Below are 21,201 nucleotides of genomic sequence, written 5' to 3'. Positions count from 1 at the left end.
CGCCGCCGGCAGCGCGAGCGCGGCTCGAGGCCAGGGCCCGCTCAGTCCGGCGCGCGCCCGAGCACCACGCGTGCGAAGAATCCCGCCAGCACCGACTCGGCCACCTCGGCCGACACGTGCTGCGGATCAGCCGAGTAGTACGACTGCACGCCATCGCACAGGCACATCAGCCCGAACGCAAGCGTCTCCGCCGGCAGCAGCAGCGGCGTGCCCGCGCGCTCCGAGAAGCGCCGGATGAACTCGGCCATCTGCAGGCGCTTGCCATGCAGGAACTGGTTGAAGCGCACGCGGAACTTCGCGTCGCGCGCGGCCTGCAGCTTCGCCTCGCCCCACAGCAGCGAATATTCGTCGTCCTGAAACAGCGTCCGGTAATACGCGAGCGACATCGACTCCATCTGCTCGCGCGTTCCGCCCCCGTCGAAGATCGCCTGGAAGTCGGCCTGCACTTCAGCGTGATCGCGCTCCAGCAACTCCAGCAACAGGTCGGACTTGCTGCTGAAATTCGAATAGAACGCCCCGCGCGTAAAACCGGCCGCCGCCGCGATGTCCTCGACACTCGCGGCCACATAGCCTTTCTTCATAAAAATCCGGTGCGCGGCATTCAGCAGACGTTCGCGCGTCTGGTCCCTGCTCTGCTCGCGAGTTAAGCGCTGTGGTTTCATGGCGCGCAGTCTAGCACCCTTTACCTTTCGGATTCATCTTTGCATTCAGATACAGGTGTGTATTAGAATTCGCCACAGTTTCTGAAAGATGGTGTCCGCACGCCCGTGCCGGCGCCGCTCGGGGCAAGCGCCCACCGCGCTTGCCGGCTTCGTTCCGCTCTCGCTCTCACCTCATCTGGGGGTTTCGTGAATCGCTCCGGTTCCCGCGCCGCGCTGCTGGTCGGCGCCGCGCTCGTCCTCGCCGCCTGTCATCCGAAAGAATCCGCGCCGCCCGCCCCGCGCCCCGTCGTCGCGCTGCCCGCCCATGCCGACGGCGCTGCCGTCGCACGCACGCTCCCCGGCGAGATCCAGCCGCGCTACGCCACCCCGCTGTCGTTCCGCATTGCCGGCAAGATCATCGAGCGCAAGGTGCGCCTCGGCGATACGGTCAAGGTCGGCCAGGTCGTCGCGCTGCTCGATCCGTCCGACGTCGAGAAGAACGCCGCGAGCGCGCAGGCGCAGCTCGATGCCGCGACGCACAGCCTCGCGTTCGCGAAGCAGCAGCTCGACCGAGATCGCGCGCAGGCACGCGAAAACCTGATCGCCACCGCGCAGCTCGAGCAGACCGAGAACAGCTACACGTCGGCGCTCGCGCAGCGCGACCAGGCACAGCAGCAGCTCGCGCTCGCGAAGAACCAGCTCCGCTACGCGACGCTCGTCGCCGATCACGCGGGCTACATCACCGCCGAACAGGCCGATACCGGCCAGAACGTGTCGGCCGGCCAGGCCGTCTACCAGCTCGCATGGTCCGGCGACGTCGATGTCGTCAGCGACGTGCCCGAGGCCGCACTGGCGTCGCTCACGCCGGGCCACACGGCCACCGTCACGCTGCCGTCGCTGCCGGGCCGCCCGTTCGCCGCGAAGGTCCGCGAAATCGCACCGGCCGCCGATCCGCAAAGCCGCACGTATCGCGTGAAGCTCACGCTCGCCACACCCGATCCGGCGATCCGGCTCGGGATGACGGCCAGCGTCGCGTTCGACGGCGCACCGGCCACCGGTGACGCGCAGCCGATCACGCTGCCCGCGACCGCGCTGTTCCACGACGGCCAGCAACCGGCCGTGTGGGTCGTGCGCACGAAGGACGACACGCTCGAGCTGCGCCGCGTCGACGTCGCACGGTTCAACGAGCGCACGGTGACGGTGTCGCACGGGCTGCAGCCCGGCGAATGCGTGGTGCTGCAGGGTGTGCACACGGTCAGCGCGGGCGAGAAAGTGCGCGCGATCGCGCCGCTGCATCCGGAGGACTTCGCATCGTGAGCGTTTCCTACGAAGAAGGCCGCTTCAACCTGTCGGCGTGGGCGCTGCGCCACCAGGCGCTGGTCGTCTACCTGATCGCGCTCGCGACCCTCGCGGGCATCCTTGCGTACACGCGCCTCGCGCAATCCGAAGACCCGCCGTTCACGTTCCGCGTGATGGTGATCCGCACGTTCTGGCCCGGCGCGACCGCGCGGCAGGTGCAGGAACAGGTGACCGACCGGATCGGCCGCAAGCTGCAGGAAACGCCGGCCATCGACTTCCTGCGCAGCTATTCGCGCCCTGGCGAATCGCTGATCTTCTTCACGATGAAGGATTCGGCGCCCGTGAAGGACGTGCCTGAAACCTGGTACCAGATCCGCAAGAAGGTCGGCGACATCGGCTATACGCTGCCGCCCGGCGTGCAGGGCCCGTTCTTCAACGACGAATTCGGCGACGTCTACACCAACATCTGGACGCTCGAAGGCGACGGCTTCACGCCCGCGCAGCTTCACGATTACGCGGACCAGCTACGCACCGTGCTGCTGCGCGTGCCGGGCGTCGGCAAGGTCGACTATTTCGGCGACCCCGATCAGCGGATCTTCATCGAGGTGAACAACGCGCAGCTCACGCGCCTCGGCATCTCGCCGCAGCAGCTCGGGCAGGCGATCAACGCGCAGAACGACATCTCGTCGGCCGGCGTGCTGACGACCGCCGACGACCGCGTGTTCGTGCGGCCGAGCGGCCAGTTCGACAACGTCGACGCGATCGCCGACACGCTGATCCGCATCAACGGCCGTACGTTCCGGCTCGGCGATCTCGCGACGGTGAAGCGCGGCTACGACGACCCGGCCGTCACGCAGATGCGTGCGGGCGGCCGTGCGGTGCTCGGCATCGGCGTCACGATGCAGCCGGGCGGCGACGTGATCCGGCTCGGCAAGGCGCTCGACGCGGAATCGAAGGACCTGCAGGCGCAACTGCCGGCCGGCCTCAAGCTGACGCTGGTGTCGAGCATGCCGCACGCGGTCGAGCATTCGGTCGACGACTTCCTCGAAGCAGTGGCCGAAGCCGTCGCGATCGTGCTGGTCGTGAGCCTCGTGTCGCTCGGCCTGCGCACCGGGATGGTGGTCGTGATCTCGATTCCCGTCGTGCTCGCGGTCACCGCCCTCTTCATGTACCTGTTCGACATCGGGCTGCACAAGGTGTCGCTCGGCACGCTCGTGCTCGCGCTCGGGCTGCTCGTCGACGACGCGATCATCGCGGTCGAGATGATGGCCGTGAAGCTCGAACAGGGCTACACCCGTGCACGCGCCGCCGCGTTCGCCTATACGAGCACCGCGTTCCCGATGCTGACGGGCACGCTCGTCACCGTGTCGGGCTTCCTGCCGATCGCGCTCGCGAAATCGAGCACCGGCGAATACACGCGCTCGATCTTCGAGGTGTCTGCGATCGCACTGATCGCGTCGTGGTTCGCGGCGGTCGTGCTGATCCCGCTGCTCGGCTTCCACCTGCTGCCCGAACGCAAGCGGCAAGCACACGAGGCGCACCTGCCCGACGACCACGAGCACGACATCTACGACACGCGTTTCTACCGGCGGCTGCGCGGCTGGATCGACTGGTGCATCGAGCGGCGCTTCGTCGTGCTGCTGATCACGGGCGCGCTCTTCGTCGTGGCGTTGATGGGCTTCTCGCTCGTGCCGCAGCAGTTCTTCCCGAGCTCCGATCGCCCCGAGCTGCTCGTCGACCTGCGGCTGCCCGAAGGCGCGTCGTTCGCGGCGACGCTGCGCGAGACCGAACGCCTCGAGAAAGTGATCGACAAGCGCCCCGAGATCGATCATTCGGTGAACTTCGTCGGCAGCGGCGCGCCGCGCTTCTACCTGCCGCTCGACCAGCAGCTTCAACTGCCGAACTTCGCGCAGTTCGTGATCACCGCGAAATCGGTGAAGGACCGCGAGAAGCTCGCGGCCTGGCTCGAAACCACGTTGCGCGAGCAGTTCCCGGCCGTGCGCTCGCGGCTGTCGCGGCTCGAGAACGGCCCGCCGGTCGGCTACCCGGTGCAGTTCCGCGTGAGCGGCGACAGCATCGCGACGGTCCGCTCGATCGCCGAGAAGGTCGCGGCGACGATGCGCGGCGACGCGCGCACGGTCAACGTGCAGTTCGACTGGGACGAGCCGGCCGAGCGCTCGGTGCGCTTCGAGATCGACCAGAAGAAGGCGCGCGAGCTGAATGTCACGTCGCAGGACGTGTCGAGCTTCCTCGCGATGACGCTGTCCGGCACGACCGTCACGCAGTACCGCGAGCGCGACAAGCTGATCGCGGTCGACCTGCGCGCGCCACGGGCCGACCGTGTCGACCCCGCGAAGCTGGCGGGCCTCGCGCTGCCGACCCCGAACGGCCCGGTGCCGCTGGGCTCGCTCGGCCGCTTCAAGCCGACGCTCGAATACGGCGTCGTGTGGGAGCGCGACCGCCAGCCGACCATCACCGTGCAGTCGGACGTGCGCGCCGGCGCGCAGGGCATCGACGTCACGCATGCGGTCGACGCAAAGCTGAACGCGTTGCGCGCGCAGCTGCCGGTCGGCTATCAGATCAACATCGGCGGCTCGGTCGAGGAAAGCGCGAAGGCGCAGAAGTCGATCAACGCGCAGATGCCGCTGATGGCGATCGCCGTGTTCACGCTGCTGATGATCCAGCTGCAGAGCTTCTCGCGCGTGCTGATGGTCGTGCTGACCGCGCCGCTCGGGCTGATCGGCGTGGTCGCCACGCTGCTGCTGTTCGGCCAGCCGTTCGGCTTCGTCGCGATGCTCGGCGTGATCGCGATGTTCGGGATCATCATGCGCAACTCGGTGATCCTCGTCGACCAGATCGAGCAGGACATCGCGGCCGGCCACCGCCGTATCGACGCGATCATCGGCGCGACCGTGCGGCGCTTCCGTCCGATCACGCTGACAGCCGCGGCCGCCGTGCTCGCGCTGATCCCGCTGTTGCGCTCGAACTTCTTCGGGCCGATGGCGACCGCGCTGATGGGCGGCATCACGAGCGCGACCGTGCTGACGCTGTTCTACCTGCCCGCGCTGTATGCGACGTGGTTCCGCGTGAAGCACGACGAACGCGACCCGCAGGCCGGCCCGCCGCCTGGCGGCACGCCTGCCGCGCCGTCGGGAGCCTGACCATGGATCGATCGATGAACCTGAAAACGAAAGCCGTGCGGGCACTTGCCGTGGCGAGCCTCGCCGGCCCGCTCGCGGGCTGCTCCTGGTTCGCGCCGAGCGGCGAGCCGCCCGCGATGCCGTCGCCCGCGCACTACGGCAGCACACCGCAAGTCCAGCAGACCGTGTCCGCGCAAGGCGTCGCGCAGCAGTTCGAGGTCGGCGCGCAACCGGTGCCCGACTGGTGGAAGCAGTACCGCTCCGATGCGTTGAACGCGCTCGTCGACGAAGGGCTGCGCAACAGTCCGACGTTGAGCGCGGCATCGCACTCGCTCGATGCCGCGCGCGAACAGTTGCGCGGGCAGATCGGCAGCTCGATGCTGCCGTCGATCGACGCGGGCGGCCAGGCCACGCGCCAGCGTGCGCTCGGCGTACCGATTCCCGCGCTCGGCGCGCCGACGCTGCTGTACGACACGTTCGTCGGCCAATTGCAGGCGAGCTACACGATCGACCTGTTCGGTGCGTCGCGTTTCGCGAACCGTGCGCTGGCGCGGCGCGTCGACGTCAGCGCGTTCCAGCTCGAATCCGCGCGGCGCGCACTGGCCGCGAACATCGTCACCGCGTCGATCACGGTGTCGGTGCTGAACGCGCAGATCAGCACCACCGAGCGGCTCGTCGCGCTCGCCAACGACCAGGCGCACGATGCCGAACGCCGCTACGCGCTCGGTTCCGCATCGCGCAGCGACGCGCTGAACGCGCGGCAAAGCGCCGACACGTTCGCGGCGAGCCTGCCCGCGCTGCGCCAGCAACGCGACTCGGCACGCCATGCGCTCGCGGTGCTGGTCGGCCGCACGCCCGACCAACCGCCGGCCGATCTCACGCTTGCCGACCTGCACCTGCCCGAGCAAGTGCCCGTCGTCGTGCCGTCGGACCTGCTGCAAAGCCGCCCGGACATCCAGGCGGCCGACGCGGGGCTGAAGGCCGCCGCGGCCGAAGTGGGCCTCGCGACCGCGCAGCTGTTCCCGCAGCTGTCGCTGTCGGCCGCGATGGGCAAAGGCGGCTTCAGCTGGCCGACGATGCTGTCGGGCGCCGGCTCGATCTGGAACGTCGGCGCGTCGCTGAGCCAGCCGATCTTCCACGGCGGCGCGCTGCTCGCGCAGCGCCGCGCGGCGAAGGCGACCTACGAGGCCGCCGTCGACCAGTACAAACAGGCCGTGCTCGGCGCGTTCCAGAACGTCGCCGATTCGCTCGCGGCGCTCGAGCACGATGCGGAGGCGCTCGACGCGTCGTCCCGTGCCGCGCTGTCCGCGCGCGGCGCGTACGACGACGCGGCGGCCCGCGTGCGGCTCGGCGCGCTGCCGCCGTCGGCCGCGCGCGCCAGCGAGCTGCAGTATCGCAACGCGCGGCTCGACGAGATCCGCGCGACCGGCGCGCGGTTCGCGGATACCGCGCGGCTTTACCAGGCGATGGGCACGCCGCCGGTCGACAAGGCCGGCCAGTCCGGCAAGACCGACCCGGCAGCCGGCGGCTCCGCAACCGGCCAGCAAGCGCGCGCCACCGCCGCCGACACCCCGCCTTCGCCGCAATAAGCCGTCCCTGCCGTCGGGTGCGCGCGGAATCCCCCCGCGCACCCGATTCCCGATCTTCCGCTTGACCCTCACGTAGCGTAACGTTCGAGACTCCAGTGTGCGTACCGAACGGAGGAACGAATGCGACTGAAAGTGGGAGAACTGGCGAAACGCAGCGGGCTGACCGTCCGCACGCTTCATCACTATCACGCGATCGGTTTGCTGACGCCTTCGGCGCGCGCCGACAACGGCTACCGGCTGTACGACCGCCACGACATCGCCCGGCTCCACCAGATCCAGGCGCTGCGTCGCTTCGGCCTGTCGCTCACCGAAATCGGCGACCACCTGAACCAGCCCGACACCCCGCTCGTCGAGATCGTCGCGAAGCAGATCGCGCTGCTCGACCGTCAGCTCGCGCAGACCGCGCAGCTGCGCGAACGGCTCGTGAGCCTGCATGCGCAGCTCGCCGCGGGCACGGAGCCGGAGCTGGCCGATTGGCTCACCACACTGGAGTTGATGACCGTGTACGACAAATATTTTTCCGAGGAAGAACTCGCGCGCCTGCCGATGTACCAGAAGAGCCAGGCGGGCGACGCCGAATGGATCGCACTCGTCGACGACGTTCGCGCGCTGCACGACGCGGGCGTGCCCGCCGAAGACGAACGCACCCGTGCGCTCGCCAGCCGCTGGATGGCGCTGCTCGTGCGCGACACGAACAACGACCCACGGCTGCTGGCGAAGCTGAACCTGATGCACGAACACGAACCGGCAATGCAGTCGAAGATCGGCATTTCGACCGCGCTGCGCGACTATGTGCTGCGCGCGTCGTCGGAAACCAAGATGCGGATCTTCGAGAAGTATCTTGCGCCGGACGAGATCCGCTTCATGCGGGCCCACTACGGTGAAGGCGCAATGGCATGGCCGCAACTGATGGGCGACGTGCGCGACGCGATCGATGCGGGCGCCAGACCGGATTCACCGGAAGGCCGCGCGCTTGCGCAGCGCTGGCTCACGCTGTTCTGCAGCTACGCCGGCACCGATCCGGCCACGCATGCGAAATTCCGCCACGCGATGATGAACGAGCCGTCACTGACGAAGGATTCGTGGATCGACGACACGTTGATCGGCTTCGTGCGGGAGGCGATGGCGCAGCTTGCGCCTGCGCGTTGAGGTTGTTGAGTGCATGAAGGTGCGGGCGGCAGGCGGGTTTCCCGCGTGCCGCCCGTTTCACCATTTGCAGCCCGTGGACGGCGACAGCCACCGCGGCGATGCACGACCCACGCCGCCTCGGCACCTGACCATTGCGATGCGTCAGTCCGGCTCGCCGACACCGTCATCGCTGAACGCGAGCAGGTCGCCGGGCTGGCAGTCGAGATAGCGGCAGATCGCCTCGAGCGTCGCGAAACGGATGCCCTTGACCTTCCCTTGCTTGAGCAGCGACAGATTCTGTTCGGTGATGCCGACGGCCGCCGCGAGATCCTTCGAGCGGACCTTGCGCGTCGCGAGCATCACATCGAGCTTGACCACGATCGACATGGCGCGCCTCAGACGAACTGTCGATGTTCGGCATCGAGTTCGCTCGCCTGCCGGAGAATGTGCGCGATGACCGCAATGCAGGCCGCGGTGAACAGCGCGACCACGTACGGCAGGCTGAAGCCGATGCTGACCACGCGATGGCCGACCGGCTCGCGCAGCGTCGCCCACACGCTCAGAAGCGGTTCGCACAGCAGGCTCAGCAGCACCCACAGGCCGATCGCACGGCCCGTCTTGCCGAGATGGCCGGCCGCTTGCGCGGAGAAATAGTCGCGGCGCGCGTAGGTGCGGAACAGCGCACGCAGATGACGCAGGCCGTTCGCGAGTGCGATCAGCGGCACGCTCGACAGCAAGATGCCGACTCCCTTCTGCCACCACGGGAATGCGGCGACATCCACGTTCAGGTTCGAGATCACCGAATCGGTAAGGCCGAATACGAAGCCGGGCCCGGAGGCCGCGTTCAGTGACGGAAACGCCCAGCACGCGGCGTTGAGCACCAGCATGCCGACGATGAACCACAGCGTGACGGTGGCCATCTGCTGGCTGATACGGGCGATGCGATCGGAATGCATGCGAAGTCCTCGACGGGGAATGAACGTGCGTCGAGTGTACACCGATAATTATCGTAAAACGATAATTTATGGTTGTTCAGAAATGATTCCTTCTCGCCCGGCATGTTTGCACTCACCTCGACAGGCGCATGTCGCACGCACCGTCGCGATCGCCGGGCGCGCACCTATCGATAGTCGCGCGCGCTGATCCCGCGCCAATGCTTCGTCATGTAGCGCAGGAACGCGGGTTGGGCTTTCAGGTCCGCATTCGGCACGGGTGCCGCGCCGCCGTCCATGAACTTGCCGTTGACCGTGACGGTTTCCTCGCCGCGCAGCACGTACTTCGTACCCTGGTCGATCAGGAAGTACTTGACCTGGTCGGCGCTGACGTCGCCGCGGCAGCCGATCTTGTACGCGAACAGGAACTGCTTGCGGCCGTTGCCGAGCAGGTCGCGCATTTCGATCGACGCGGGCACGACGTCGAGGATCACGTCGACCGGGCATTCCTTCACGTAGTCGCGCACGGTCCAGTCGGGCCGGCCGTCGAGCGTCGCGGCAACCTTGAGTTCGACGTCGTCGCCGGACTCGGTTCTCGCGAGCGTCACCGCATGTGCGCCGGCCGCATCGGTCCATGTGTATTCGGCGGCGGCCTGCGCCGAGTTGCACAGCGCAGTAGCTGCAAGAAACAGGCAAGGCGAAAGGAAGCGTCTTTTCATCGGCGAAGTGGGGGCAGGATCGAACGCGCCATTATCGACAAAGCCGCCTGCCGCTGCCAACTGCCAGCCGCTCGCCGCGCGATCGTTCAGCGTTCGCGCGACCCGAGCCCGAGCGCCTTCATCCGCCGGTACAAGGTTCGCTCGCTCATCCCGACCTGCTCGGCGAGCGCCTTGCGCGTGCCGTCGAACGTGCGCGCGATGCGCACGAGTTCCGCGTCCGACACGCCGCGCGCATCGGCTGCTCCATCCTGCGGCGCCGCCGATGCGGCGACCAGCTCGGCCGGCAGATGCTCGACCCGGATCGTCCCGTCGTCCGCGAACAGGCACGCGCGTTCGAGCACGTTGCGCAGCTCGCGGATGTTGCCGGGCCATGCATACGCATCGAGACACGCACGCGCGCGCTCGGTCAGCACGAACGGCCGCGCGCCCGCGTCGCCCGCGCTGGCGCGCGCGTTCGCGATCCGCCGCAGGATCGATTCGGCCAGCAGCGCGACGTCCCCGCGCCGGTCGCGCAACGCCGGCAACGGAATCGGAAAAGCGTTGATCCGGTAGTAGAGGTCCTGCCGGAACCGGCCGTCGTCGATCATCTCGCGCAGCGGCTTGTGCGTGGCCGCGACCAGTCGGAAATCCGCGCGCAGCGCCTCGACACCGCCGACGCGGCGGAACGTGCCCGACTCGATCAGCCGCAGCAGCTTCACCTGCATCGGCAGCGGCACGTCGCCGATCTCGTCGAGAAACAGCGTGCCGCCCTGTGCGGTCTCGACGAGGCCCGGCTTGCGCTGGTTCGCGCCCGTGAACGCACCCTTCTCGTAACCGAACAGTTCGCTCTCGAACAGCGTCTCGGCGATCCCCGAACAATCGACGACGACGAACGGTCCCATCGCGCGGTCGCTCGCCTCGTGCAGCGCGCGGGCGAACAGTTCCTTGCCGGTGCCCGATTCGCCGAGCAGCAGCACCGGCAGCATCGAAGGAGCCACGCGCTGCAATGCGCCGAGCGCCGCATTGAACGCGTCGGCGCCTCCGACGAGCCCTTCCGCACTCGGCTGCGCGGACGCGCTGCGCACCGTCGTCAGCCGCTCGACGTACGCGATCACGTTGCCGAGCGCATCGAAGATCGGCCGCAATTCGACGTCGACATGCTCGGGGCCGCGCGGCGTGTGGTGGATGTGCAGCACGCGGTTCAACCCGCGCGATTCGAGCGCCTGCTTCATCGGACAATGCTCGCCGGCCTGGTCGCACGGCACGTCGTAGTGATGCGAGACCTGAAAGCAATGCCGGCCCACGTGCTCGACGCCCGCGACGCCGAACTGGCGCCGGTACGCATCGTTCGCCGCGAGGATGCGGTAGTCGGGATCGACGACGATCATCGGCTGCGGATCCTGCTCGAGATACGCGACCAGCGCGCGCACGTCGGGCATGACATCGTGGCGCGGCGCGGGGACGATCGGGATGGTGTCATGCGGATTCATGCGGACGCTCGGTGAAGGGGCTGCCTGACGAACTGCCAGGCTGACTGCCAATTCTGCCACGACACTGCCAGATGTGGCAGTCCACAGTGACGAACGGAGGCCGCCGACACCCGAACATCCCTGCGGCCGCGCAAAAAACCCGAGCCGAATCAAGTCCCTGGCAGATCGGCCTATGCCTTGGTGCAGGCTGGCACGGTTCTTGAATTACCCATCCCGATTGCAGATGCAGAACCCGATCGAGGACACCCCGTGAGCGATGCCACCACGCTGTCGGTCGAAGGCTTTTTCGACCCGGCGACCCACACCGTCAGCTATCTCCTGCTCGATACCGCGAGCCGCGCGTGCGCGCTGATCGACAGCGTGCTCGACTACGACCCGAAGTCCGGCCGAACGCACACGGCCAGCGCCGACCGGCTGATCGCCCGCGTCGCCGAACTCGGCGCGGACGTGCACTGGCTGCTGGAAACCCACGTGCACGCCGACCACCTGTCGGCCGCGCCGTACCTGAAGGAACACGTCGGCGGCCAGATCGCGATCGGTTCGCACGTGCGCCGCGTGCAGCACGTGTTCGGCACGCTGTTCAACGCGGGCCCCGGCTTCGCGCACGATGGCCGCCAGTTCGACCGGCTGCTCGACGACGGCGACACGCTCGCGCTCGGCGGGCTGACGATCCGCGCGCTGCATACACCGGGCCACACGCCCGCGTGCATGACCTACTGCGTCGACGACGCGACGCAACGCGCGGCCTTCGTCGGCGACACGCTGTTCATGCCCGACTACGGCACGGCCCGCTGCGACTTCCCCGGCGGCGACGCACGCACGCTGTACCGCTCGATCGCACGCGTGCTCGACTTGCCGCCCGACACGCGCCTGTACCTGTGCCACGACTACCAGCCGGGCGGCCGAGACGTGCAGTTCGAGACGACCGTGGCCGAGCAACGCCGCGCGAACGTGCACGTGAAGGACGGCGTGACCGAGGACGATTTCGTCGCGATGCGCACCGCGCGGGATGCCACGCTCGCGATGCCCGTGCTGATGCTGCCGTCCGTGCAGGTCAACATGCGCGCCGGCCACCTGCCCGAGCCCGAAAACAACGGCGTGCGCTACCTGAAGATCCCGCTCGACGCGATCTGAGCCGCACGCCCTACCCGGAGAACCCCGACATGACCATCCGCAAGCTGACCGACGCGCTGTCGGTCTCGCCGCAGATCGCGGCGGCCGACCTGCCCGCGCTTCACGCGGCCGGCATCCGCGCGATCATCTGCAACCGGCCCGACGGCGAAGGCCCCGACCAGCCGACCGTCACCGAGATCCGCGCGGCCGCCGCGCCGCTCGGCATCGACGTGCATTACCTGCCGGTCGATACGGGCAAGGTGACCGACGACCAGGCCGCGCAGTTCGGCGCACTCGTCGCGTCGCTTGAAGGCCCGGCGCTCGCGTACTGCCGCAGCGGCACGCGCTCGGCCACGCTGTGGGCGCTGTCGCAAGCCGGCCTGCGTCCGCTGAACGACATCGTCGCGACGGCCGGCGCAGCCGGCTACGACCTGCGCGCGCTCGCGTCGCGTGTCGCGCAAGGCGGCAAGCAGGCGGCACCGGCCGTCGACGCGCGGCACGACATCGTGATCGTCGGCGCGGGCGCGGCCGGCATCGCGGTCGCGTCGAGCCTGCTCGCGCGCGACGCGTCGCTCGACATCGCGGTGATCGATCCGGCCGACGTCCATTACTACCAGCCCGGCTGGACGATGGTCGGCGCGGGCGTGTTCCGGCCCGAGACCACCGCGCGCCGGATGACCGATGTGCTGCCGCGCGGCGTGCACCGGATCCAGGCCGCCGTCGCGGCCTTCGAGCCCGACGCGCACACGGTCGTGCTCGACGGTTGCCGCCGCATCGGATATCGCAAGCTCGTCGTGTGCCCGGGGCTCAAGCTCGACTGGCACGGAATCGAAGGCCTCGCCGACACGCTCGGCCGCAACGGCGTCACGTCCAACTACCGCTACGATCTCGCACCGTACACGTGGGAGCTCGTGCGCGCGTTCCGCGGCGGCAATGCACTCTTCACGCAACCGCCGATGCCGATCAAGTGCGCGGGCGCGCCACAGAAGGCGATGTACCTGTCGTGCGACCACTGGCGTCGCGCGGGCCGTCTCGAAGCCGCGAACGTCGAGTTCCTGAATGCGGGCGGCGCACTGTTCGGCGTCGCCGACTACGTGCCCGCGCTGATGGAGTACGTGAAAAGCTACGACATCGCGCTGTCGTTCGGCCACAACCTCGTGTCGATCGACGGGCCCGCGCGCCGCGCGACGTTCGCGCGCGCGCTGCCGGACGGCGGCAAGGAAACCGTCGTGCGCTCGTTCGACATGATCCACGTCGTGCCGCCGCAGAAGGCACCCGACTTCGTGCGTTCGAGCCCGCTCGCCGATGCGGCCGGCTGGATCGACGTCGATCCGGCGACGCTGCGGCACCGGCAGTTTCCGGACATCTACGCGCTCGGCGACGCCACCAACACGACCAATGCGAAAACGGCCGCGGCCGCCCGCAAGCAGGCGCCGGTGGTTGCACACAACCTGCTCGCGTCGCTCGGCCGCGCGCACGGCGACGCCGCGTACGACGGCTATGGCTCGTGCCCGCTCACGGTCGAGCGCGGCAAGATCGTGCTCGCCGAATTCCTGTACGGCGGCAAGGTCGCACCGACCTTCCCCGCATGGCTGATCGACGGCAAGCGCCCGTCACGGCTCGCGTGGCTGCTCAAGGAGCGCGTGCTGCCGCCGCTCTACTGGAAGGCGATGCTCAAGGGCCGCGAATGGCTCGCGAAGCCCGCGATCGCGCGTTGACCGGAGCGCGATGACGTCATGCTGATTTCCCTTGTACTGGGCGGTTTCGTCGGTGCCGTGCTCGGCCTGACCGGCGCCGGCGGCGGCATTCTCGCGGTGCCGGCGCTCGTCGTCGGCATGAGCTGGCCGATGCAGCAGGCCACGCCCGTCGCGCTCGTCGCGGTGGCGGGCAGCGCCGCGCTCGGCGCGCTCGAAGGTTTCCGCCGCGGCCTCGTGCGCTATCGCGCGGCGCTGCTGATGGCCGTGGCCGGCGTGCCGCTGACCACGCTCGGCGTACGGCTCGCGCACGTGCTGCCGCAACGCCTGCTGCTCGCGCTGTTCGCGCTGACGATGCTGGTCGTCGCCGGCCGCCTGTTGTTGCAGGCGCTGCGGCACGTGCCGGTCGACGCCGATGCGTCGCCGCTGTGCGTCGGCCGCGTGAACCCCGATACGGGCCGGCTCGTGTGGTCCTGGCCGGTCGGCGTCGCGCTGGCGTCGACCGGCGCGATGACGGGCCTGATGACGGGGCTGCTCGGTGTCGGCGGCGGCTTCGTGATCGTGCCGATGCTGCGCAAGTTCACGAACGTGTCGATGCATGGCGTCGTCGCGACGTCGCTGATGGTGATCGCGCTCGTCGGCACCGGCGGCGTGTTCGCGACGCTCGTGTCGGGCACGCGCGCACCGCTCGACGTGACGCTGTGGTTCACCGTCGCGACCGCGCTCGGCATGGCCGCCGGCCGCGGCGCGTCGCACCACCTCGCCGCGCGGCACGTGCAGGCCGGGTTCGCGGCCGTGCTCGTGTGCGTCGCGCTCGGGCTGCTGGCAAAGGCGGCGTTCGGCGCGTAAGCGGGCATACGACCGGGGCGCGGGAGTCGAACCCGCGTCCCGGTCGCGATGAGGCCGCCATTCTCAAATCGTCATGATCCGCCGGGAGTCCCATGCTAGATTCGTGTCGCGTCGCCATCGCGACGGGTATCGAATCTAACAACAAGCAAGGATTCCTGTTATGGCCATCGGCACACGAGGATGCGCGGCGATTGCCGCGCTGCTGTTCGCACCGCTCACTGCTTTCGCCACCCCCGCCTATACCGCCGCATTGACGCTCGCCACGCTATCGCCGTCGGTCGGCGGAACCGACAAGGCCACGCTCAAGCTCGCCAACACCGGAACCGCGCCCGCGGCCGCCGGGCTCTTCATCGGGATGCCCGCCGGCTTCAGCGCGAACGCCCTCACCAGTCCCTGCGGCGGCACGCTCGCCGACGACGGTGCGTCACGGGTCGTGCTGTCGGGCATGACGGTGCCGGCCGGCGGCACCTGCACGCTGGGCTTCACGCTCGACGTGCCGGCCGTCGCGTCGCTGCCGCCGGCGGGTGCGCGCAGCTTCACGATCACGGCCGACACGGCCGCGGGCCTCGCGACGCTGTCCGCCGCCACCGCGCCGACCCTGTCCGGCTTCCTCGGTTCGACGCCGGGCCTTTACAGCAACACGTGGTTCCCGTCGACGGTACGCAGCGTCGGCACGCTCGACCTGTTCATCACGCCGCAGACGGACCCGGGCCCGAACTCGAACGTATTCTGGTCGAACCAGATCGGGACGTTGAACGGCTATACCGGCCTGCAGTCGACCGAGTTGGTCTCGGCCAGCGAAGGCGTCGGCAAGCAATTCCTGTTCAGCCTGTGGGGCGCGACCGCCGCAAAACCCGGCACGCCCGCGAGCGCCGGCATCGGCGCGGGCAGCTACTGCACGGTCAGCGGCTCGGCGACGGACGGCAGCGCGGGCGCGCAATGCCGCTACCGCTACGAGTGGCTCGCAGGCCACACCTACCGGTTCCGCATCACGCCGGACACGAACCAGGGCCCGGGCTGGTTCAAAAGCAACGTCACCGACGTGACGCCCGGCTCGACCGGAGACAGCTTCGACATCGGCAGCATCTACGTCGGCACGACGCAGACGCAGGTGCCCGTCGGCTGGATCAGCCAGTGGGTCGAATATTTCGACTGGAACTCGAGCCGTACGAGCTGCGCGTCCGTCGCGCATACGGACGCGCAGTTCAGCATCCGCGCGTACGATGCGATCGGCAATGCGGTGACGGTCCCGGCGCCGTCGGTGACGGTCAACAAGTCGTGCCCGGCCGGCTATGCGAACGCATCCCAGACGAACGGCGTCGCCACGCTGATCGGCGGCCCGCAGCAGTCGGCGGCCGGCCTCGTGAAAGCGAACGGTGCATGCCTGACCGCGTCCGGCGGCCTCGGTGACGGCCATCCCGCCGCGCTGGCCACGTGTCCGACCCTGGCGTCGGTGCGCACGTCCGGCGGCACGCACTTCAATCCGCAACTGTGGGTCGTCGCGGGTGACGGTACGTTGCAGACCAAGTACAGCTACTGCCTCACCGCCCAGGCGCCCGGCACGGGTAACGGCATGCTGCTGCGCACCTGCGTCGCAGGCGAGACCGATCAGCAATGGCGCGTGAACGCCGGCACGGCGCCGGGTTCGGCGCAGCTCGTATCGCAGCCGACGGGCCGTTGCCTCGCGCCGGCCGCCGGCGGTGCACTGAATCTCCAGCCGTGCACAGCCGCCACGGCGGTCTGGACGACGCCCGGCAAGCGCTTCGCGTACTGACCGGCGCCGATCCACACGCGGCACCACCAAACAAAACGCCCGGCCCGACTCGTCGTCGGCACCGGGCGTTTTTCATGGCGATCGCAACCCGAACGTCAGGTCGCGAACCCCGCCAACCGCTTGCGCTCCTGGCGCAGCATCACGAAGTTCGCGATCACGACGCCGGCCGTCACCGCGACGATGAACAGCGTCGCGAGCGCGTTCATCTCCGGGTTCAGGCCGAGGCGCACGCGCGAGAACACCACGAGCGGCAGCGTCGTCGAGCCGGGGCCCGACAGGAACGCCGACAGCACGAGGTCGTCGATCGACAGCGTGAACGACAGCAGCCAGCCTGCGATCAACGCCTGCGAGATCAGCGGCAGCGTGATCGTGAAGAACACCTTCAGCGGCGTTGCGCCGAGATCGAGCGCGGCTTCTTCCAGTGACGGGTTCAGCTCGCGCACGCGCGACTGCACGATGATCGCGACGTACGAGATGCACAGCATCACGTGGCCAAGCCAGATCGTGAACACGCCACGTTCGGCCGGCCAGCCGATCCACTTCGCGAGCTCGATGAACAGCAGCAGCAGCGAGATCCCCTGGATCACCTCGGGAATCACGAGCGGCGCGTTGATCATCCCGCTGAACAGCGCGAAGCCGCGGAAGCGTCCCATCCGCGCGAGCACGAAGCCGGCCCACGTGCCGATGAACACCGACGCGAACGCGGTCAGCACGCCGATCTTCAGCGACAGCCACGCGGCCGTCAGCAGTTCGTCGTCCTCGACGAGCGCCGCGTACCAGCGGAACGAGAAACCCGACCACACGGTGACGAGCTTCGACTCGTTGAACGAATAGACGATCAGGCTGATGATCGGGATGTACAGGAACGCGAAGCCGGCAAACAGCGCCGCGAACTGCAAGTAACGATTCGGCTTCATCGACGGCCTCCCTGCTCTTTCGCCTGGAAGTGCTGGAACATCGCCATCGGCACGAGCAGCAGCAGCACCATCGCGCAGGTCACCGCCGACGCCATCGGCCAGTCTGCGTTGTTGAAGAACTCATTCCACATCACGCGGCCGATCATCAGCGTGTTCGCGCCGCCGAGCAGTTCGGGAATCACGTACTCGCCCACCGCCGGGATGAACACGAGCAGGCAGCCCGCGATGATCCCGTTCTTCGACAGCGGCAGCGTGATCTGCACGAACGCCTTCCACGGCTTCGCACCGAGGTCGTACGCTGCTTCAAGCAGGCGCAGGTCCATCTTCACGAGGTGCGCGTAGAGCGGCATCACGAGGAACGGCAGGTACGAATACACCATCCCGATGTACACCGCGTAGTTGGTGCGATACAGCTCGATCGGCGTATGGGTCAGGCCGATCCACATCAGGAAGTTGTTCAGCAGCCCGTTGTTCTTCAGGATGCCGATCCACGCGTACACGCGAATCAGGAACGACGTCCAGAACGGCAGCATCACGGCCATCATCAGCACGTTGCGGGTCGCCGGGTTCGAACGCGCGATGTAGTACGCCATCGGATAGCCGATCAGCAGACACAGCAGCGTCGTGATCGCGGCCACCCACACCGAGTTCACGTAGGTCGCGAAATACAGGGTGTCCGTAAACAGGAACGCGTAGTGCGACAGGTTCAGCGCAACGTGCACGACGCCGTCGGCATACGACGCAAGCTCCGTGTACGGCGGGATGCCGAGCTGCAGCTCCGCGAAGCTGATCTTGACGACCAGCACGAACGGCACGAGGAAGAACAGCACGAGCCACGTGAACGGCCCGGCAACGACCGCCGTGGCGCCCGTCAGGTTGAAGCGCCGCACCGGCCAGTCAAGCAAGGACTTGAACGTGGTCATGACGTCAGCACCACGCCCGCAGTCGCGCTCCAGCGCACGTAGATCTCGTCGCCGAGCGCCGGCGTCTCGAGCTCCGAAATCGCGAGGCTCGACACGTTCGCGATCACCGTCTTGCCGGCGTCGAGCTTCACGTGATACAGCGAGTAGCCGCCCATGTACGCGACGTTGCTGATCCGGCCGCGCGCCCAGTTGAACGCGCCTTCGGGTGGTTTGCGCGTGAGCGCGATCCGTTCGGGGCGCACCGACACCGTGACCGGCATCCCGAGCGGGCCCGAGATCCCGTGGCTCACGTACAGCCGGCTCGGCAGTTCCGGCGACTCGATGTACACGTGGTCGGGTTCGTCCTCGACGGTCACGCCTTCGAACAGGTTCGTAGAGCCGATGAATTCGGCCGAGAAGCGGCTGTTCGGATATTCGTACACTTCGTTCGGCGAGCCGATCTGCACGATCTGCCCTTCGCTCATCACCGCGAGGCGATTCGCCATCGTCATCGCTTCTTCCTGGTCGTGCGTGACCATGATGCAGGTGACGCCGACCTTGTTCAGGATGTTGACGAGCTCGATCTGCGTGCGCTGGCGGATCTGCTTGTCGAGCGCGGACATCGGCTCGTCGAGCAGCAACAGCTTCGGGCGCTTGACCAGCGAGCGCGCGAGCGCGACGCGCTGCTGCTGGCCGCCGGACAGTTGATGCGGCTTGCGCTTCGCGTACTTGCTCATCTGCACGAGTTCGAGCGCCGAAGCGACGCGCGCCTTCAGCTCGGCCTTAGGCGTGCCTTCCTGCTTGAGACCGAACGCGACGTTCGACTCGACCGACATGTGCGGGAACAGCGCATACGACTGGAACATCATGTTCACGGGCCGCTTGTACGGCGGCATCTGCGCGAGGTCCTCGCCGTCGATCAGGATCTTGCCCGACGTGACCGTCTCGAGGCCCGCGAGCATCCGCAGCAACGTCGACTTGCCGCAGCCCGAGCTGCCGAGCAGCGCGAACAGTTCGCCCTGGCGCACGGTCAGGTTGACGCTGCGCACGGCTTCGGTGTCGCCGAATTTCTTGACGACGTCGACGATCTGGACAAAGGTCTCGGCGCGCGCATCGGCGCCGGAGGAGGAAACGGAGGACGGCGCGCCCGCGACCGGCGCACCCGACTGGCTATTCATGATGTGCTGCTTCTCTCCTGCGTTGAACGAACAAAGCCCCCGGGGGCACCAGGGGCTTCATGACTGCTGGGAACACCGGCTCGTGTCAGCGGCCCGACTTCAGCTCGGTCCACAGACGCGTCTGCAGACGCTGGATTTCAGGCGGCAGCGGCTTGAGCAGGAACAGCGTCTTCACGACGTCGGCCGGCGGATAGACGGCCGGGTCGTTCGCGACGTCGGGCCGCACGTACTTGCGGGCCTCGGCGTTGGCGCTCGGGTAGTACACCGCGTTCGTGATCGCAGCGTGCACCTTCGGATCCTCGATGTAGTTGATCCACTGCAGCGCGGCATCCTTGTTCTTCGCATCCTTCGGGATCGCCATCACGTCGAACCACACCGGTGCGCCGCCCTTCGGAATGTAGTACTCGACCTTGTACGCCTTCTTCGCTTCGATCGCGCGATGCTTCGCGATCACGACGTCGCCCGACCAGCCGAACGCGAAGCAGATGTCGCCGCCGACCAGGTCGTTGATGTAGCCCGACGAGTTGAATTGCGTGATGTACGGGCGGATCTTCTTCAGCACTTCCATCGCGGCCTTGTAGTCGGCCGGGTTCGTGCTCATCGGATCCTTGCCGATGTAGTGCAGTGCGGCCGCGAACATCTGGTCGGGTGCGTCGAGCACCGACACGCCGCAGGACTTCAGCTTCGAGATGTTTTCCGGCTTGAACAGGATGTCCCAGTTGTCGAGCGGCACCTTGCCGAGCGCCTGCTGCGCCTTCGTCAGGTTGTACGCGAGACCGGTCGTGCCGTACGCCCAGGGCACCGAGTATTTATTGCCCGGGTCCGCGCCGGCGACGAGCGCCATCAGTTGCGGATCGAGGTACTTGAGGTTCGGCAGCTTCGACTTGTCGAGCGGCGCGAAGATGCCGGCGGCGATCTGCTTGCCCGCGTAGTTGCTGGTCGGCACGACGATGTCGTAGCCCGAGCTGCCCGTCAGCAGCTTCGCCTGCAGCGTGTCGTCGCTGTCGTAGTTGTCGTAGCGGACCTTGACGCCCGATTGCTTCTCGAAGTTCGGGATCGTGTCCTTCGCAATGTAGTCCGACCAGTTATAGACATTGAGCTGCGTATCCTTCGCTGCTGCCGCCGATGCACCCACGCACAGCGCGAGCGCTGCGAACCGGCCCACTACCTTTGCTTTCATCCCGTTCTCCCTCCGGCCGGACCTTGTGTCCGGCTGCCGTCTGCCTCGTCATGGCGGCGCATTCTGGCGCGCCGCCCCTCGAAAACCCCGAAAACTACCATCATTCGCGCCCCGTCACAAAAAAATCATGCCGGTGTCGCGCAAACGGAACAGATTCCCGCTGGAGGCCAGGCTGGCCGCCCGCGTGGCTGGGTGTTCCCGGGGAATTCTATCGGGTAATCGGCGGCTGTCCACCGGGAAAAACAGGCGGCGGCGAAACCGCGTTCGCAGGCCGGACGCGAACCGCCTGGCGGCTGTACCCGAACCCGGCCGTACTGTCACGCCGCGGCACCGGTACGGCATGCCGGCCGCCCCCGCCCGGACGTCCGGCCGCGATGCATTAAAATGGCGGCTGACGATTCAACTGCGTGAACCCTTCCGATGGCCTCCAATCTCCACGACCTGCCCGACAGCCCCTGTATCGGCGTGTGCTCGACCCTCTTCGACGAAGTCTGCAAGGGCTGCGGCCGCACGGCCGCCGAAGTGTCGAACTGGGTGTTCCTGAGCGACGACGAAAAACGTGCGGTGTGGGAGCGCATCTCGCGCGAAGGCACCGCGATGCGCTTCCAGTACGACAAGCTGTAAATCCGCCGCGCAAAAAAAAAGCGGCATGCCGACCGCCATGCCGCCAACCCCAA

The 21,201-nt window shown here is 67.7% G+C and carries 18 protein-coding genes; 9 read left to right on the top strand and 9 right to left on the bottom strand.

What is annotated here, in order from left to right; translation table 11 throughout:
• Positions 1-41: 41 nt before the first annotated feature.
• On the bottom strand, positions 42-662 hold the full coding sequence (locus BCO18175_RS06025) for a TetR/AcrR family transcriptional regulator (protein WP_174973110.1): 621 nt from the start codon (positions 660-662) through the stop codon (positions 42-44).
• A gap of 186 nt (positions 663-848) precedes the next feature.
• Between BCO18175_RS06025 and BCO18175_RS06020 the strand changes: the two genes are divergently transcribed.
• The 4 genes from BCO18175_RS06020 to BCO18175_RS06005 all read left to right on the top strand — a co-directional run bounded on the left by BCO18175_RS06020 (position 849) and on the right by BCO18175_RS06005 (position 7,818).
• Complete coding sequence (locus BCO18175_RS06020) at positions 849-1,958, top strand: efflux RND transporter periplasmic adaptor subunit (RefSeq protein ID WP_174979885.1); 1,110 nt, start codon at positions 849-851, stop codon at positions 1,956-1,958.
• Positions 1,955-5,101: an efflux RND transporter permease subunit gene (locus tag BCO18175_RS06015; RefSeq protein ID WP_174979884.1), complete on the top strand. Its 3,147-nt coding sequence runs from the start codon at positions 1,955-1,957 to the stop codon at positions 5,099-5,101. The genes BCO18175_RS06020 and BCO18175_RS06015 overlap by 4 nt, the downstream gene beginning before the upstream one ends.
• Positions 5,102-5,103: 2 nt before the next feature.
• Positions 5,104-6,669 (top strand): efflux transporter outer membrane subunit, encoded by a 1,566-nt coding sequence (locus BCO18175_RS06010; protein WP_174979883.1) that lies wholly within the window; start codon positions 5,104-5,106, stop codon positions 6,667-6,669.
• 120 nt (positions 6,670-6,789) lie between these two features.
• Positions 6,790-7,818 (top strand): MerR family transcriptional regulator, encoded by a 1,029-nt coding sequence (locus BCO18175_RS06005; RefSeq protein WP_174979882.1) that lies wholly within the window; start codon positions 6,790-6,792, stop codon positions 7,816-7,818.
• A gap of 141 nt (positions 7,819-7,959) precedes the next feature.
• On the opposite strand, the gene BCO18175_RS06000 is transcribed toward BCO18175_RS06005, so the two are convergent.
• The 4 genes from BCO18175_RS06000 to BCO18175_RS05985 all read right to left on the bottom strand — a co-directional run bounded on the left by BCO18175_RS06000 (position 7,960) and on the right by BCO18175_RS05985 (position 10,917).
• Entirely contained in the window at positions 7,960-8,184 is a 225-nt protein-coding gene (locus BCO18175_RS06000; protein ID WP_027787308.1) for a helix-turn-helix domain-containing protein, read from the bottom strand.
• An 8-nt stretch (positions 8,185-8,192) separates the two neighbouring features.
• Entirely contained in the window at positions 8,193-8,753 is a 561-nt protein-coding gene (locus BCO18175_RS05995; protein ID WP_174916918.1) for a DUF2975 domain-containing protein, read from the bottom strand.
• A 164-nt stretch (positions 8,754-8,917) separates the two neighbouring features.
• Entirely contained in the window at positions 8,918-9,448 is a 531-nt protein-coding gene (locus tag BCO18175_RS05990; protein ID WP_174979881.1) for a M949_RS01915 family surface polysaccharide biosynthesis protein, read from the bottom strand.
• A gap of 86 nt (positions 9,449-9,534) precedes the next feature.
• Positions 9,535-10,917 carry a sigma-54 interaction domain-containing protein gene (locus tag BCO18175_RS05985; protein WP_174979880.1) on the bottom strand — a complete coding sequence of 461 codons (1,383 nt, stop codon included), beginning with the start codon at positions 10,915-10,917 and terminating at the stop codon, positions 9,535-9,537.
• A 249-nt stretch (positions 10,918-11,166) separates the two neighbouring features.
• Between BCO18175_RS05985 and BCO18175_RS05980 the strand changes: the two genes are divergently transcribed.
• The 4 genes from BCO18175_RS05980 to BCO18175_RS05965 all read left to right on the top strand — a co-directional run bounded on the left by BCO18175_RS05980 (position 11,167) and on the right by BCO18175_RS05965 (position 16,347).
• Positions 11,167-12,051: an MBL fold metallo-hydrolase gene (locus tag BCO18175_RS05980; protein ID WP_174973097.1), complete on the top strand. Its 885-nt coding sequence runs from the start codon at positions 11,167-11,169 to the stop codon at positions 12,049-12,051.
• A 29-nt stretch (positions 12,052-12,080) separates the two neighbouring features.
• Positions 12,081-13,748: a bifunctional protein tyrosine phosphatase family protein/NAD(P)/FAD-dependent oxidoreductase gene (locus BCO18175_RS05975; RefSeq protein WP_174979879.1), complete on the top strand. Its 1,668-nt coding sequence runs from the start codon at positions 12,081-12,083 to the stop codon at positions 13,746-13,748.
• Positions 13,749-13,766: 18 nt separating this feature from the next.
• The gene (locus BCO18175_RS05970) at positions 13,767-14,573 is read left to right on the top strand and encodes a sulfite exporter TauE/SafE family protein (protein ID WP_174973093.1); all 807 of its coding nucleotides are present in this window, start codon (positions 13,767-13,769) and stop codon (positions 14,571-14,573) included.
• Between the two features lie 160 nt (positions 14,574-14,733).
• On the top strand, positions 14,734-16,347 hold the full coding sequence (locus tag BCO18175_RS05965; RefSeq protein WP_174979878.1) for an RICIN domain-containing protein: 1,614 nt from the start codon (positions 14,734-14,736) through the stop codon (positions 16,345-16,347).
• Between the two features lie 95 nt (positions 16,348-16,442).
• On the opposite strand, the gene BCO18175_RS05960 is transcribed toward BCO18175_RS05965, so the two are convergent.
• The 4 genes from BCO18175_RS05960 to BCO18175_RS05945 all read right to left on the bottom strand — a co-directional run bounded on the left by BCO18175_RS05960 (position 16,443) and on the right by BCO18175_RS05945 (position 20,524).
• A complete protein-coding gene (locus BCO18175_RS05960; RefSeq protein ID WP_174916925.1) occupies positions 16,443-17,264 on the bottom strand; it encodes an ABC transporter permease subunit in 822 nt (273 codons plus the stop codon).
• Positions 17,261-18,187 carry an ABC transporter permease subunit gene (locus tag BCO18175_RS05955; RefSeq protein ID WP_174916926.1) on the bottom strand — a complete coding sequence of 309 codons (927 nt, stop codon included), beginning with the start codon at positions 18,185-18,187 and terminating at the stop codon, positions 17,261-17,263. The genes BCO18175_RS05960 and BCO18175_RS05955 overlap by 4 nt, the downstream gene beginning before the upstream one ends.
• The gene (locus tag BCO18175_RS05950; RefSeq protein ID WP_174979877.1) at positions 18,184-19,344 is read right to left on the bottom strand and encodes an ABC transporter ATP-binding protein; all 1,161 of its coding nucleotides are present in this window, start codon (positions 19,342-19,344) and stop codon (positions 18,184-18,186) included. The genes BCO18175_RS05955 and BCO18175_RS05950 overlap by 4 nt, the downstream gene beginning before the upstream one ends.
• An 85-nt stretch (positions 19,345-19,429) precedes the next feature.
• Entirely contained in the window at positions 19,430-20,524 is a 1,095-nt protein-coding gene (locus BCO18175_RS05945; RefSeq protein ID WP_174979876.1) for a polyamine ABC transporter substrate-binding protein, read from the bottom strand.
• A 420-nt stretch (positions 20,525-20,944) separates the two neighbouring features.
• Here BCO18175_RS05945 and BCO18175_RS05940 point away from each other — a divergent pair, with 420 nt between their 5' ends.
• Complete coding sequence (locus BCO18175_RS05940; RefSeq protein WP_010095552.1) at positions 20,945-21,148, top strand: DUF1289 domain-containing protein; 204 nt, start codon at positions 20,945-20,947, stop codon at positions 21,146-21,148.
• Positions 21,149-21,201 lie beyond the last annotated feature (53 nt).

The organism is Burkholderia lata (genome assembly GCF_902499335.1).
Taxonomy (GTDB): Bacteria; Pseudomonadota; Gammaproteobacteria; order Burkholderiales; family Burkholderiaceae; genus Burkholderia; species Burkholderia lata_B.
This window is presented reverse-complemented; position numbering and strand designations above follow the sequence as displayed.